Below are 13,352 nucleotides of genomic sequence, written 5' to 3'. Positions count from 1 at the left end.
TCGCGTACGAGCTCCGGCGCACAGGGGTACGGCTGGGACCGCGACGCGACTCAACGGCCGTCGGCATTCACAGGCTTCACAGGTTCGGGCCCCGCCGCCGGTATGGTGAACTGACGAGTAGTGATCGCGGCGCGTAGAGGGGGGCCTCGTGTCGGCGTCGAAGGGGAAGCCGGACTGGGACATCGATCCCACCGGTGTGCGGAGCGTGGTCCTCAGGTCGGGGGAGGACGCCCGAGCCTTCCAGGAGAAGCTCAGGCAGTTCAGCGACCACTTGGCGGGCGCCGCGCAGTCCGCGGGCTCGCTGACCTCGGGCGACGAAGTGCCCGAGCTGGGTCTGGTGGGCGCCGCGCTCGCACAGTTCGCCAAGGCGAACGAGAAGAAGATCAAGTACATCGCTGCACGGGCCGGACGGTCGATGGACGGCGCGGTGAAGGCGACCGCCGAGTATCTGGAGGGAGATCTCCAGATGGCCGCGCAGGCGCAGCGCGAGGCGCTGAAGGCGCCAGATGTGGACCCCCAGCCCCGCGGACGGCGGGACACGTCGAAATGAAGATGATTCAGCCGCAGAACATTCCCCAGTTCACGGGCGACTTACCCCGGTTGGAAACGGAGGCGGAGTCCCTGGGCATGGACGCGTCCCATCTCCGCGCCGCGGGCCAGGGGATGCACGACCGCTTCCAGGGGTTATCGGCGTACTACCACGCCCCGGAGGCCGACCAGCTGTTCGCGACCACCCTGCCGGTGCGCGACACCGCCGATGAGGCCGCGAGCGATGTGGAGTCGATCGGGCGGACCCTGGAGTCGTACGCGGCGGAGGTCCGCCCGATCGCGGCCAAACTCGCCCGGCTGAAGCGGCAGGCCACCCAGTTCGTCGAGGACGTGGGCGACGATGACGACTGGGCGTACGACCGGGACAAGGTCAGCGAGCACCAGGACCTGCTGCACGACGTCAACGCGGCGGTGAGCGCCTTCTGGGAGGCCGAGCGGCGTGCGGCCAACCAGATCACGGCTCTGTTCGGCGGCCCGCACTACGTGGTCAACGACGGTTCCAAGAAGCCGAACGCGTACGGCTACGGCTACAAGGGCTCGGACCTCGACCACGCCAAGAAGACCCCATGGGGCTCCCCGGTCGAGCTGAAGTACCACCCGTACGACATCGGCCACTACTTCAAGAGCTTCGTCTGGGACGGCTTCATCGTCGACGGCGTCTGGGGCACCCTCAAGGGCCTCGGCACGCTGGCCGGCTTCAACGGCTGGGACGAGGCCAAGGCGGCCTGGAAGAACCTGGGCAGCCTCGGGGTCGGCGCGGGCGTCTATATGAGCCCAACCCTGCGCAACAAGCCGGAATCGGAGCTACCGCCCTTCCTGAGGGAGAGCAAGCACACCGCCAAGGAGGCCGGCAAGAGCCTGGTCGCCTGGGACGAATGGGGCAAGAACCCGGCCCGCGCGGCCGGCGCGGTCTCCTTCAACGTGGTGACGGGCATAGGCACGGGCGGCGCGGGCACGGCGGCCAAATCCGGCGCGCTCTCGAAGGCCATCAGCACGGCGGGCAAGATCGGCCGGCTGGCGGACCCGATGACCTATGTCTTCAAGGGCGTGGGCCTGGCCAAGGTCAAGGTCGCGGATGTCCTGTCCGGTCTGAAGAACGCCTACTCAGGCCGTCTTCTCGAACTGGCCGACGGCTCCGTGAAGTTACCGAACAATGCCGTCTTCCACCCGGACGGCTCGGTCAAGCTGCCGAGTGGCCACTACTTGGACGAGTACGGCACGCTCTACAAGGCCGACGGCACCGTCCTCGACAGGGCGAGGGTGGAACTGTCGGCCGCCGACCGCCAGGCGTTGGACGACATCCAACGTGCCCGGCAGACGGTACCCGCCCACCCGGGCGGCGAAGACGCAACCGACGTTGCCCGCGCGGAGACCGAACGCAGGCCGCAGGCCAATCACGAGCCCGCAGTCTCGCCACGGTCTGACCCGCCGGGAACGGGCGCCCGGGGTGCCCCAGCGCAGGACGGCCATGGTTCGCCGACCCAAGGCACTCATGACGCACCGGGGGCCGCGCCTCATCAGCCGCTGCCATCCGACGGCAGCCATCCACCCGGCGGCGATCTTCCGGACGGCTCGGCGGACCTGCCGGTGCATTCAGGACATGAGACGCCTCACTCTGGCGATTCAACTGACCGGGTCGCCGGCAGCAGCCCTGGCGGTGCGGAACACGGGCATACGGGCAACGACGATGTGGCCAGGAGTTCGACGGGCGGAATGCATCCCCAGCAAGAGGGGGGTGTCGCGACAGAACTGACTCGTATGAAACTGGCTCCGGCCGATCAGGAGCGGCTTCTTACTCAATTGCGGAAGTCGCCATACGGGTCGGGGGTGGCGGATCTTGTATCCCGCGGGCATCTTTCCGATGTGGCGAACTACGACGAGGTCCTCAAGATGTGCAAGCAGAAGGACATGATCCCTGCCGCGCACATGGCCCTGGAGCATGCGACAGATCTTCAGAGTCGTGGGCTCAGGGCGAACGAATTGGCCTTCGAAATAAAGAATGACGCCACCGGCCTAGATCTCGATGTGGCAACGCTCAAGCCGGATGGTGTGCCGGATTATGGATACCAGCTCAAGGATGTTCAGAACGTGGAGGGAATAAACTCTGCGGCTCGCAAGGCCGCAAAGCAACTCGCTGGAGAAGGTGCGGTCCACAAGGTTGCTATATTGGATATCCATCAGCCTATGGCTGCGTTTGACGCGGAGTTAGCTAAGAAGGTAGAGTTCTTGGCGGGTAAATCTAGTGCCACATATTACTTGCGTTTCGATGATGGTTCCGTCATTATTCCAGATAATGGGCGGGTCTTTCCGTGAGGAAAACAATGTCTCTTTTGAAGCGTGCTCCACGAGAGTGTGGCTCGTGGGTATGGGAGCTTGACGAGGTGGCGCCTCCGGGGTTGGTCTCGGCGCTGGACGTCGCGGCTCGGATGGCAACGATTTTGACCGGACACAAGCTCCTCGAACCGGCCATGCTCGAATATGGTTGGTACATCCCTGGGGTTGGGGCACTTGGTATCACCACGACCGTGGGGCTCACGTCCCCACTGGGCACTCGCGAGCTGATGGAACGCGTGATCGAGACTCGTCCCGTCGGCTTCCTGGACGCGGAGATGGACGACTTTCTGGTGCTCGGTAGTGGCGTGTGGATTGATGCCGATGGTCAGTCACACCGTGAACCTCGGCTGGTCGAGCTGTCGGTGTCACCCGCAGCGATTGGTCTGTCGGCTGAAGTCGCCGTGTACCACGATATTTGGGGCTACTACGACTTCGAGGGACGCCCTCATCCTGAGATCCAGCGACAGAACGGCCGTCGGCTTGCCGCGGCCTTGCGGGATCTGGATTCCTCACTCGGCGTGGCTGCAATTCCCGGCGAACCAACATATTTCGGCAGCGCCGTCGGATACGGAATTCATACGCCAGACCCGACAGATGATGGGTTGGGCCCGAATCTGACGGACAAGCTCTGAGTCATCACAGCGATGGCATGACCTGTTGATTCCAGCATGAGGAAGTACATGACCGCGCCGTTCCCGCCTGAGGGAAACCCCTACACTGCCCAGCCCCAGGCGCCCTATGCGCAGCCGCAGCCGCTGCCCACCTACCCGAGCTATCCCGGCTCCTACGGTCAGCCCGTGGCTGGGGCCACCGCTGGGCTGCCTCATGCCGCGCCGCAGCAGCTCACATGCCGAGTGTGTGCGGCGTATCCGGCGGAGGATGTCACCATCCGGAGCCACCAGGGAATGCTCGTGCTGATGCGATTCCAGAGGTGGGAAGGTCCGTTCTGCCGGACCTGCGGCACGGCAATGTTCCGGCAGATGACCACCAAGACGCTGTGGCAGGGATGGTGGAGCCCCCTCTCTGCCGTCCTCTTCAACCCCTTCACGGTCATCAGCAACCTGGTGGTCCGCAGGAAGATCAACAAGCTCTCGGAGCCGGGGTTCGACCAGTCCGGGACCCGTCCCGACCCCGGCAAGTCCGTTCTTCAGCGCCCGGCCGCGTATATCGCGCTGCTGCCCATCCTGTGGTTCCTGTACTTGGTCGTGGTGAGGCCATAGCCGGCCAGCGAGTCGTCGCGTCGGGCAGGACGTCAAACCTCCGGCCGCGGACGAAGACTAAGGTGCCATCGAAGCTCTGCGAGCTCTTCTTCAGAGAGGTCGTCGGTCAGGTCCAGCGCCATGGTGAACTTATAGATGTCGCTCACGGGGCGCACGCTACAAGGGCCCGTGGATACGCGCTCTGAGGCATCACCAGTGTGACGGCGGGGCAGTCTGGGCCCATGGTCGCCATTCCGCAGGACGTACATGCCAGGATCGACGGGCCGCACATCTGGTACGTCGCCACGGTCAACGCTGACGGGTCGCCGCATGTGAGCCCGATGTGGGTCGGGCGAGACGGGGACTTGCTGTTCTTCAACACCGCCATCGGGCGGATCAAGGAGCGCAACCTCCGCCGTGATCCGCGGGTGTCCCTGTCCCACGCGGACTCGGTCGATCCCTACGACCGGGTGCAGGTCCGCGGCCGGGCCGTCCGGTTCATCGAAGGCCCGGAAGCGGACGAGAACATGGACCGCCTGGCCCGCACCTACCTGGGCACCGAGCGGTTCGAGTGGCGGGTCCCCGGTGAGCGGCGCGTCGTCGTAGTGGTCGAGCCGTCACGCGTACGTCGTGTGGTCGGCGTCGAGCCCTTCCCGCCCGGGGCGCCCGGGAGCACGGGGCCGGGTTAGCGGCTTGCCGCGTACGTGACGAATGACGTCCAGGCAGCGGAGGAGAAGGCGAGTTGGGGGCCCCGCGTGTCCTTGGAGTCGCGGACGTGGACGGTGTGGGGGCAGGTGGCGACCTCGACGCATTCGTCGCCGTCGCCTCCGCTGTAGCTGGACTTGTGCCAGGAGAGGGCGACTTCGACGCAGCTGTCGCCGTCGCCTCCGCTGTAGCTGGACTTGAACCAGGACAGCTCGGTGGTGGTCATAGCGCTCCTTGGATCTGCTTCAGCAGGCTCGCGGAGTCCTCGGCGGTGAGAGCCTGTGAACGCAGTTTGGCATACCGCATCTGGAGCACACTGACCTCTTTCCGGTCAGAGATCAACTGGCCACTGCGTTGGACTTCGCAGTAGCCCAGCCATCGATGGTCTGGGCTCTCCAGCAGTTGCATGGACCCTTCCAGCCCTGCGTGATGCTCTTGTTCGAGTGGCAAAATCTGCAGCTCGACGTTGTCGGTTACGCGTACCGTCCACCCTCCGCGCCCGTACGCTCACATCGCGTACGAGCCGCTGACCTGGTCCGCTCCACCCGGTGGCCGGAACGGTGGCCGCATGTCAGCCCAAGCACGGCCGCAAGCGCCCGTCACCGTACGTATGTTCACCCGTCGGCTCAGCTCCACCCGCAGGGGAGCCAGGCTCGCCCGGCTTCTCGTCGTCCGGCAGCTCGACGCGTGGGGGTACCGCGGCGAGCCGTCCGACGTGGCCGCCGCGATCGTCGCCGAGCTGGCGGCGAACGCCGTCACGCATGGCCTGGTGCCCGGCCGGGATTTCGAGGTGGGGCTCGTCCTCGCCGGGGGCACGCTACGGATCGAGGTCGCCGACACGCGCACCGAGAGCCGCCCGCCGGCCGCCGAGGCCGGGCTGATCGTGCCCGGCCCCGACCGCGAGACCGGCCGGGGCCTCCTCCTGGTCGCGGCCCTCGCCACCCGCTGGGGCGTCGCCGACCGGCAGGGGCCGGGCAAGACCGTCTGGGCCGAGATCGGCACCTGACCCCCACCCGGCGCCCCGGGGGATCGGGGCACTGGGTGGGGGCGCCGGGCGGCGTGGTGTCACCGGTGCGACGAGTCCACGGTCACTGGTGCCGCTGCCGGTTCGTCCGCTCCGCCGGTGGGGACGTCGCGCAGGTCCTGGTGGCGACCTTCGCGCAGGGCGAGAGCCGATACGAGGGTGATGGCGCACAGAGCGGCGACGTACCAAGGGAAAGCCCCGGACACGTCACGGGCGTTGAGCCATTCGATCGTGAACGGGGCCGTGCCGCCGAAGACCGCCACGGACAGCGCGTACCGCAAACCGAGACCGGCCGCGCGGACCTCGGTGGGCAATTGCTCGGCCATGGTCGATCCGACGGCCGACCCGCAGACGGCGAAGATCACCAGCCCGGCGCTCTGCACCAGCACCAGCGACCCGAAGGTGGGCCGAAGCATGGTGAACAGAGGGACCGCGGCGAGGACGGCGATGATCGCGAACGTCACCAGGTGCAGCCGGTGTCCCACCCGGTCCGACAGCGTCCCCAGGAGTGGGAGGGCACAGATGAGAACGGCCTGGGAGATGACGCTCGCGGTCAGGGCGGAGCCGTGTTCCAGCCCGCGGTGGGGTCGCGTAGGCCGACACCGCGTCCTCGGCGAGGTGAGAATGCACCCACAGGCCGACCGTGTGGGCCAGCAGCACGTCCACGGTCGCCGAGACGTGGCCGAGGCTCCCGAAGAGGCCGCGACGCCCGTTCGGCGCTGCTTCGGCGAGGTAGGTATAGCTGGCACCGGCCTCGCCGCCGGTCGAGATGCCGGTCGCCTTTCTGGCCGGCCGCCGTGCCGCGTGGATCACCGGAGTGGTGCTGCCGGTCGACGCGGGCGCCACGGCGGGCCGCCGTGAGTTCTCGCCGAACCTGACGTCCCCGACAGGACGCTGACTCCCGCCCGATCTCCGGCCGCCCGGATGGCATACTGACCTCGCCATGAGCGAATCCACCGCGGCGGCCGGGCGCCGTCCGACCAGGCGTGATGACCAGCGGGAGGCCTCCCGGCGCAAGCTTTTGGACGCGGCGCTAAAGATCCTCGCGGAAGAGGGTTACCGGGGGCTCACGGTCAAGGAGGTGGGGGACCGCGCCGGCGTCAGCCGAGGGATGGTCAACTATCACTTCACCTCCAAGGCCGGGCTCGTGGAAGCCGTGGTCACCGACATCCGCGAGGGATTCATCGACCGGCTCCGGGCGCTGCCCGGCTACGACCGGATGAGCGGGCTCGAAGCCGTGCTGGCCAAAGTCGACCAGTTCTTCGTACGCCTGGCGGAGCCCGCCCCGGGGGTACGGGCGCGGGCTCTGCTGGTACTCCTCGTCGAGGCGCTCGGCAGCCCCGGCGATTCCGGCGGAATGCAGAGCAGGATGGCGGGACATCTCAACCTCGTCCGCACCGCCGTCGAGGACGACATCCGCCGGGGCATCGCGGACGGAAGCGTCCGCCCGGATGTCGATGTCGTCGCGCAGGCGTTCCTCGTGGAGAGCATCGCTCGCGGGGTACTGCTCCAGTACCAACTGGACCCGGCGCGAACCCTTCTGGCGGAGATCGGGCGTGCCGCCCACCGGACGCTCGTACTCGGGCTGGCGGCGGAGCCGGACGCCGGCTGAGCGGGCGCGGCGGGCCCGCACCGCGGCAGGGGGCGGGCCCGTACCGCGGCTTGGTGCGGGCCCGTACCGCGTGACGGGGCGGCGCGTGACGGGGCGGGCCGACCGGGCATCGGTGGCCCGGTACCGCCGGTCAGACCGCGTTGAGCCCGCCGTCCACCACCAGGCTCTGGCCCGTGATGTAGGAAGCGCGATCGGAGAGCAGGAACGTCACGGCCTCCGCCACCTCCCACGCCGTGCCCTGACGCCCGAGCGGGATCCGTTCGAACGTGGCTGTCCGAGAGGCCCGCCTGGCCGACGCCTGGCGGCCCATCGGTGTGTCGATCAGCCCGGGGACGACGAGGTTGGCGCGTATCCCACGGACCGCCCCCTCCTTCGCGACATGGCGGACGAGGCCGAACAGTCCGGCCTTGGAACTGTCGTAGGCGGGGGAGTTGGTGGCGGCACGCAGCCCGGCCGTCGACCCGATGAAGACGACCGAGCCTCCGTCGGCCAGCGCCGGAAGCGCGTACTTGGCGGCCAGAAACGGCGCTCGCAGATTGAGGGAGAGCACTCGGTCCCAGTCCTCGGGGGAAGTCCCCTCCAAGCCGGCGCCGAGGCCGACCCCGACGTTGACCACGAGCGCGTCGAGCCCGCCCAGCGCGTGGGCCGCTTCGTCGACCACCGTGGCCGACTGCTCCGCGTCCGTGGCATCACCCGTCACCGCCTTGCCTTTGACGCCTTCGGCGGAGACCAGTTCAGCCGTCACACCGGCAGCCTGGGTCGCCATATCGGCGCAGGCGACGCTCGCGCCCTCGCGAGCGGCGAGAACGGCGATGGCGCGGCCGTTTCCCACCGGCGACTCGGGGTCGTCGTCGGGGCGGGTTCCCGCGCCGATCACCAGTACTTTACGGCCGTTCAGCCGCCGGGCCGCGGAGTCGGCCCCCCGCTTCTCAGCCATGCTTCGGAGTTCCTTTCGCGAACCCGGTGGCGTCGAAGCCCGGGTCCAGTTCCACGCCGACGCTGTTCAGGAAGAACGCCACCATGTGGTACTGCCCCACCAGCATGGTGATCTCGATCAGGTCCGCTTCGCCGAAGTGCTCGGCGAGAGCCTCCCAGGTGGTGTCGGACAGCCGGGCGTCGGCGTGCAGTTCGTCGGCCGCCCGGATCAGATGCCGGTCGACGTCCGTCCACCCGGGGGCGTCCGGGCCCTGGGGGACGCGTTCGATGTCGGCGTCCGTGAGGCCCGCGGCCTTGGCCAGCGGGAGGTGGCGTCCCCACTCGTACGAGGCGCCGGTGTTGTGCGAGGTGCGCAGGATCAGCAGCTCGCGGACCTTTCCCGGCAGCCGACCTTTCCGGAGCAGCTGGAGTCCGAAGGGCATGAACGCCTTATAGAGCTCGGGATGGCGGGCCAGGGTGGTGAAGACGTTGCCCACCCGCCCCCCGGGGTCGCGCGGAGCGTCGGCGAGCAGCTCGCCTGTCCTCGCATCCCAGTCGTCCTCGGACAGCGGCTGGAGCCGGGGGCGGCCGCCGCTGGTGTCGCTGTGCGGTACCTGGTCGTTCTCGGGCATGAAGACCTCCTGACGCCACGATAGGAACTGGCTGAACGCTCGGCAAGTGAATGGGGGAGGCAATTCTTCATGAACGTCACTCACGGACCGCACGTCGAAGGCCCGTTGGACCCGGGGCGGTCTCGGGGAGAAGCCGCCTTATAGCTTCCTCGCATGACTCCTCGCCGCCGTCCCGCGTTACGCGCCGCGCCGCTCACCGCTCTCCTGCTCCTCGCCGTCACGGCTTGCTCCTCTTCCGGCGACGCGGGGGAGGTGGTACCTCCCACGCCGGATGCGGCGGCGGCCCGCATCTGTGATGCGTTGCTCGACGCGGTTCCCGACTCCGTGGCCGGTCTCGAACGTCGAGAGACGGAGCCCGCCTCGCGCTTCACCACGGCCTGGGGAGATCCCGCCGTCGTGCTCCGCTGCGGCGTGGTGCGGCCCGAGGAGATGAACAACCCCAGGGCGCCAGGGGCGCGGCTCGGCGGGGTGGACTGGATGCTGGAGGATCCGCGGGACGGGCGCTACCGATGCACCACCGCGCTCCGGAAGGTCTACGTCGAGGTGGCCATTCCGGGGAAGTACGGCGATGTCCAGGCCCTTGAGGACCTGGCCCCCGCGATCAGGAAGACGGTGCCCGCCGGGGTGTGAGGCCCGTGTCACCTGCGGCGTTGACGAAACATACGGTGCAGTGCATACTTATACCAGTCAGTGCATGGACCGTAAGGAGAAACCCGTGACCGAGCGCGTCGTACTCGCCTACTCGGGCGGCCTGGACACCTCCGTCGCGATCGGCTGGATCGCGGAGGAGACGGGCGCCGAGGTCATCGCCGTTGCCGTGGATGTCGGCCAGGGTGGCGAGGACCTGGACGTGATTCGCAAGCGCGCGCTCGCCTGCGGGGCCGTGGAGGCGGAGGTCGCGGACGCGAAGGACGAGTTCGCGGACGAGTACTGCCTTCCGGCCATCAAGGCCAACGCACTGTACATGGACCGCTACCCGCTGGTGTCGGCGCTCTCCCGGCCGACGATCGTGAAGCACCTGGTGGCCGCCGCCCGGAAGCACGGTGCCACCACCGTCGCCCACGGGTGCACCGGCAAGGGGAACGACCAGGTGCGGTTCGAGGCGGGTATCTCCTCCCTCGCGCCCGACCTGAAGTGCATCGCCCCGGTCCGGGATTACGCGATGACGCGGGACAAGGCCATCGCGTTCTGCGAGGCCAAGAGCCTGCCGATCGCAACCACCAAGAAGTCGCCGTACTCGATCGACCAGAACGTCTTCGGGCGCGCCGTCGAGACCGGCTTCCTGGAGGACATCTGGAACGGGCCGATCGAGGACGTGTACGAGTACACCTCCGACCCGGCCACCCCCCGTGAGGCCGACGAGGTGATCATCACCTTCGCGAAGGGCGTGCCGGTGGCCATCGACGGCCGGCCCGTCACCGTGCTGCAGGCCATCCAGCAGCTCAACGAGCGGGCGGGAGCCCAGGGCATCGGCCGGATCGACATGGTCGAGGACCGGCTCGTGGGGATCAAGTCCCGGGAGATCTACGAGGCACCGGGCGCCATCGCGCTGATCACCGCCCACCAGGAGCTGGAGAGCGTCACGGTCGAGCGCGAGCTGGCCCGCTACAAGCGGCAGGTCGAGCAGCGCTGGGGCGAGCTGGTCTACGACGGTCTGTGGTTCTCGCCGCTCAAGCGCGCGCTGGACGGCTTCATCGCCGAGGCGAACGAGCAGGTCTCCGGTGAGATCCGGATGACGCTGCACGGCGGCCGGGCCGTCGTCACCGGGCGGAAGTCGGAGCAGTCGCTCTACGACTTCAACCTGGCGACCTACGACACCGGCGACACCTTCGACCAGTCGCTGTCGAAGGGCTTCATCGAGATCTTCGGTATGTCCAGCAAGATCGCCGCCAAGCGGGACCTTCAGCAGTAGCCTGCGCAGCAGACGTAAAGAGCAGACGTAACCAAGCCGCCTCCCCGCCCCGCGGCGGGGAGGCGGTCGCACACCCACAGCCTTGAGGAGCAGCAGCGTGAGCAACGGCAACAGCGGCGACGTCCGGCTCTGGGGCGGCCGCTTCGCCGACGGGCCGTCCGAGGCACTGGAGAAGCTGAGCGCCTCCGTGCACTTCGACTGGCGGCTGGCGCCATACGACATCGCCGGGTCGCGCGCCCACGCCCGGGTGCTCCACACCGCCGGGCTGCTCACGGCCGATGAGCTGGAGCGGATGCTGGAGGGGCTGGACCGGCTCGAGGCCGATGTCGCCTCCGGCGCGTTCACCGGCACCATCGCCGACGAGGACGTGCACACCGCCCTGGAGCGCGGGCTGCTGGAGCGGCTCGGTCCGGACCTGGGCGGCAAGCTGCGGGCCGGCCGGTCCCGGAACGACCAGATCGCCACCCTCTTCCGGATGTATCTGCGCGACCACGCCCGGATCATCGGCGGGCTGATCGCCGACCTCCAGCAGGCCCTCGTGGGGCTCGCGGAGGCGCATCCGGATGTCGCGATGCCGGGCCGTACGCACCTCCAGCACGCTCAGCCGGTGCTCTTCGCGCACCATGTCCTCGCTCATGTCCAGGCGCTGTCCCGGGACGCGGAGCGGCTGCGGCAGTGGGACGAGCGGACAGCCGTCTCGCCGTACGGCTCGGGCGCGCTGGCCGGGTCCTCGCTGGGGCTCGACCCGCAGGCGGTCGCCGCCGACCTCGGCTTCGAGCGGGGTTCATCCGCCAACTCCCTCGACGGCACGGCCTCCCGCGACTTCGTCGCCGAGTTCGCGTTCATCACCGCGATGATCGGCATCGATCTCTCGCGCATCGCGGAGGAGGTCATCATCTGGAACACGAAGGAGTTCTCCTTCGTGACCCTCCACGACGCCTTCTCCACCGGGTCGTCGATCATGCCGCAGAAGAAGAACCCGGACATCGCCGAGCTCGCGCGCGGCAAGTCCGGCCGGCTGATCGGCAACCTCACCGGGCTGCTGGCCACCCTCAAGGCCCTGCCGCTCGCGTACAACCGCGACCTCCAGGAGGACAAGGAGCCGGTCTTCGACTCCTGCGACCAGCTGGAGGTGCTGCTTCCGGCCTTCACCGGGATGATGGCGACGCTGACCGTCAACCGCGAGCGCATGGAGGAGCTGGCCCCGGCCGGGTTCTCGCTCGCTACCGACATCGCGGAGTGGCTGGTGCGGCAGGGCGTGCCGTTCCGGGTGGCGCACGAGGTGGCGGGCGAGTGCGTCAAGGAGTGCGAGCGGACGGGCATCGAGCTGGACCAGCTGACCGACGAACAGTTCGCGAAGATCTCCCCGCATCTGACCCCGGAGGTCCGCGGCGTCCTCAATGTGCCGGGCGCGCTCGCCTCGCGCAGCGGCCGCGGCGGCACCGCCCCGTCGGCGGTGGCCGCCCAGCTCGCCGAGGTCAAGGCCGATCTGGCCGCCCAGTACGAGTGGGCCAACGCCAAGAAGAGCTGAGAGCAGGTACGACGTCATGGGTTTCGCGCGCCTCGCGGAGAACTCCACGCCCGCGGCCAGGATCGGGCTCGGCCTGGCCGCGGTCGGCCGCCCCGGTTACATCAACCTCGGCCGGGACCAGGACCTCCCCGCCGAGCGCACCGTCGACGCGATGCGGCAGCGCAGCCATGAGCTGCTGGACACCGCGTATGCGAACGGCGTGCGCTATCTGGACGCGGCCCGGTCGTACGGCCGGGCGGAGGAGTTCCTGGCCGACTGGCTGCGACAGCGGCCGGACGCCCGGGATGCGGTGGTCGGCTCCAAATGGGGCTACACCTATGTCGCCGACTGGCGCACGGACGCCGAGACGCACGAGGTCAAGGACCACGGCGTCACGACGTACGAGCGGCAGCGCGGGCTGACCGACGCGCTGCTCGGCGACCGGCTGGATCTGTACCAGATCCACTCGGTGACCCCGGACAGCCCGGCCCTCACCGACCGCGCGCTCCATGAGCGGCTGGCGCGGCTCGCGGCCGAGGGCGTGACGGTCGGCATCTCCACCAGCGGGCCCCGCCAGGCCGACGCGATCCGTGCCGCGCTCGTCGTCGAGGTCGACGGCCGGCCGCTGTTCCGGACCGTCCAGAGCACCTACAACCTGCTGGAACCGTCGGCCGGGGCGGCGCTGGCCGAGGCCCATGCGGCGGGACGGGCGGTCATCGTCAAGGAAGGCGTGGCCAACGGACGGCTCACCGCGGCGGCTGCGGAGCCTCCGTCCGCGCTGCGCCGGGTCGCCGAGGAGACGGGCGCCACCCTGGACGCCGTCGCTCTCGCCGCCGTCCTCGATCGGCCGTGGGTGAGCGTCGTGCTCTCGGGCGCGGCGACCACCGATCAGCTGCGCTCCAATCTCGCCGCCGCCGAGCTGCGTCTGAACGAGCGTCAGTCGGAGCTGTTGGAGGACCT

Annotated in this window: 15 protein-coding genes and 1 pseudogene; 11 read left to right on the top strand and 5 right to left on the bottom strand. The window is 68.7% G+C overall.

Features of this window, described 5'->3' with window-relative positions; genetic code table 11:
* Nucleotides 1–148: 148 nt before the first annotated feature.
* From ABZU99_RS07460 to ABZU99_RS07440, 5 genes are all read left to right on the top strand, one after another.
* Nucleotides 149–550: a DUF6507 family protein gene (locus ABZU99_RS07460; RefSeq protein WP_356043692.1), complete on the top strand. Its 402-nt coding sequence runs from the start codon at nucleotides 149–151 to the stop codon at nucleotides 548–550.
* The gene (locus tag ABZU99_RS07455; RefSeq protein ID WP_356043690.1) at nucleotides 547–2,862 is read left to right on the top strand and encodes a hypothetical protein; all 2,316 of its coding nucleotides are present in this window, start codon (nucleotides 547–549) and stop codon (nucleotides 2,860–2,862) included. The genes ABZU99_RS07460 and ABZU99_RS07455 overlap by 4 nt, the downstream gene beginning before the upstream one ends.
* An 83-nt stretch (nucleotides 2,863–2,945) precedes the next feature.
* Nucleotides 2,946–3,515 carry a hypothetical protein gene (locus ABZU99_RS07450; RefSeq protein ID WP_356043687.1) on the top strand — a complete coding sequence of 190 codons (570 nt, stop codon included), beginning with the start codon at nucleotides 2,946–2,948 and terminating at the stop codon, nucleotides 3,513–3,515.
* 348 nt (nucleotides 3,516–3,863) lie between these two features.
* Nucleotides 3,864–4,103: a hypothetical protein gene (locus tag ABZU99_RS07445; protein WP_356043684.1), complete on the top strand. Its 240-nt coding sequence runs from the start codon at nucleotides 3,864–3,866 to the stop codon at nucleotides 4,101–4,103.
* Between the two features lie 221 nt (nucleotides 4,104–4,324).
* Nucleotides 4,325–4,771, top strand: a complete 447-nt coding sequence (locus tag ABZU99_RS07440) for a TIGR03618 family F420-dependent PPOX class oxidoreductase (protein ID WP_355941006.1) — start codon at nucleotides 4,325–4,327, stop codon at nucleotides 4,769–4,771.
* Here the strand turns inward: ABZU99_RS07440 and ABZU99_RS07435 are convergent.
* Entirely contained in the window at nucleotides 4,768–5,013 is a 246-nt protein-coding gene (locus ABZU99_RS07435) for a DUF397 domain-containing protein (protein ID WP_355941009.1), read from the bottom strand. The two genes, ABZU99_RS07440 and ABZU99_RS07435, sit on opposite strands and share 4 nt — an antisense overlap.
* A pseudogene (locus ABZU99_RS07430) lies at nucleotides 5,010–5,255 on the bottom strand (Scr1 family TA system antitoxin-like transcriptional regulator); the annotation flags it as partial. The gene ABZU99_RS07435 and the pseudogene ABZU99_RS07430, both read right to left, overlap by 4 nt.
* 100 nt (nucleotides 5,256–5,355) lie before the next feature.
* On the opposite strand from ABZU99_RS07430, the gene ABZU99_RS07425 reads away from it, so the two are divergent.
* Nucleotides 5,356–5,793: an ATP-binding protein gene (locus tag ABZU99_RS07425; RefSeq protein WP_355941015.1), complete on the top strand. Its 438-nt coding sequence runs from the start codon at nucleotides 5,356–5,358 to the stop codon at nucleotides 5,791–5,793.
* Between the two features lie 59 nt (nucleotides 5,794–5,852).
* On the opposite strand, the gene ABZU99_RS07420 is transcribed toward ABZU99_RS07425, so the two are convergent.
* On the bottom strand, nucleotides 5,853–6,275 hold the full coding sequence (locus ABZU99_RS07420; RefSeq protein ID WP_355941018.1) for a hypothetical protein: 423 nt from the start codon (nucleotides 6,273–6,275) through the stop codon (nucleotides 5,853–5,855).
* A gap of 479 nt (nucleotides 6,276–6,754) precedes the next feature.
* On the opposite strand from ABZU99_RS07420, the gene ABZU99_RS07415 reads away from it, so the two are divergent.
* Nucleotides 6,755–7,423 carry a TetR/AcrR family transcriptional regulator gene (locus tag ABZU99_RS07415; protein WP_356043679.1) on the top strand — a complete coding sequence of 223 codons (669 nt, stop codon included), beginning with the start codon at nucleotides 6,755–6,757 and terminating at the stop codon, nucleotides 7,421–7,423.
* 130 nt (nucleotides 7,424–7,553) lie between these two features.
* On the opposite strand, the gene ABZU99_RS07410 is transcribed toward ABZU99_RS07415, so the two are convergent.
* Entirely contained in the window at nucleotides 7,554–8,360 is an 807-nt protein-coding gene (locus ABZU99_RS07410; protein ID WP_356043677.1) for an SDR family oxidoreductase, read from the bottom strand.
* Nucleotides 8,353–8,970 (bottom strand): carboxymuconolactone decarboxylase family protein, encoded by a 618-nt coding sequence (locus ABZU99_RS07405; RefSeq protein WP_356043674.1) that lies wholly within the window; start codon nucleotides 8,968–8,970, stop codon nucleotides 8,353–8,355. Before ABZU99_RS07405 ends, ABZU99_RS07410 begins: the two co-directional genes overlap by 8 nt.
* 153 nt (nucleotides 8,971–9,123) lie before the next feature.
* Here ABZU99_RS07405 and ABZU99_RS07400 point away from each other — a divergent pair, with 153 nt between their 5' ends.
* The 4 genes from ABZU99_RS07400 to ABZU99_RS07385 form a co-directional block, all read left to right on the top strand.
* Entirely contained in the window at nucleotides 9,124–9,600 is a 477-nt protein-coding gene (locus tag ABZU99_RS07400) for a DUF3515 domain-containing protein (RefSeq protein ID WP_355941030.1), read from the top strand.
* Nucleotides 9,601–9,685: 85 nt separating this feature from the next.
* A complete protein-coding gene (locus tag ABZU99_RS07395; protein WP_355941033.1) occupies nucleotides 9,686–10,882 on the top strand; it encodes an argininosuccinate synthase in 1,197 nt (398 codons plus the stop codon).
* A 97-nt stretch (nucleotides 10,883–10,979) separates the two neighbouring features.
* A complete protein-coding gene (gene argH / locus ABZU99_RS07390; protein ID WP_356043670.1) occupies nucleotides 10,980–12,413 on the top strand; it encodes an argininosuccinate lyase in 1,434 nt (477 codons plus the stop codon).
* 16 nt (nucleotides 12,414–12,429) lie between these two features.
* A partial coding sequence (locus tag ABZU99_RS07385) for an aldo/keto reductase (protein WP_356043667.1) occupies nucleotides 12,430–13,352 on the top strand: 923 nt, incomplete at its 3' end.

Source organism: Streptomyces sp. NPDC005266, assembly GCF_040607655.1.
Classification (GTDB): domain Bacteria; phylum Actinomycetota; class Actinomycetes; order Streptomycetales; family Streptomycetaceae; genus Streptomyces.
The sequence above is the reverse complement of the archived record's forward strand: the minus strand, read 5'-3'. Positions and strand labels throughout refer to the sequence as shown.

Bases quoted from the DNA above. Each gene is read 5' to 3' on its own strand.
- ABZU99_RS07405 (WP_356043674.1), bottom strand. From the start codon at position 8,970: ATGCCCGAGAACGACCAGGTACCGCACAGCGACACCAGCGGCGGCCGC.
- ABZU99_RS07400 (WP_355941030.1), top strand. From the start codon at position 9,124: ATGACTCCTCGCCGCCGTCCCGCGTTACGCGCCGCGCCGCTCACCGCT.
- ABZU99_RS07410 (WP_356043677.1), bottom strand. From the start codon at position 8,360: ATGGCTGAGAAGCGGGGGGCCGACTCCGCGGCCCGGCGGCTGAACGGC.
- ABZU99_RS07415 (WP_356043679.1), top strand. From the start codon at position 6,755: ATGAGCGAATCCACCGCGGCGGCCGGGCGCCGTCCGACCAGGCGTGAT.
- ABZU99_RS07440 (WP_355941006.1), top strand. From the start codon at position 4,325: ATGGTCGCCATTCCGCAGGACGTACATGCCAGGATCGACGGGCCGCAC.
- ABZU99_RS07435 (WP_355941009.1), bottom strand. From the start codon at position 5,013: ATGACCACCACCGAGCTGTCCTGGTTCAAGTCCAGCTACAGCGGAGGC.
- ABZU99_RS07445 (WP_356043684.1), top strand. From the start codon at position 3,864: ATGACCACCAAGACGCTGTGGCAGGGATGGTGGAGCCCCCTCTCTGCC.
- ABZU99_RS07455 (WP_356043690.1), top strand. From the start codon at position 547: ATGAAGATGATTCAGCCGCAGAACATTCCCCAGTTCACGGGCGACTTA.
- ABZU99_RS07425 (WP_355941015.1), top strand. From the start codon at position 5,356: ATGTCAGCCCAAGCACGGCCGCAAGCGCCCGTCACCGTACGTATGTTC.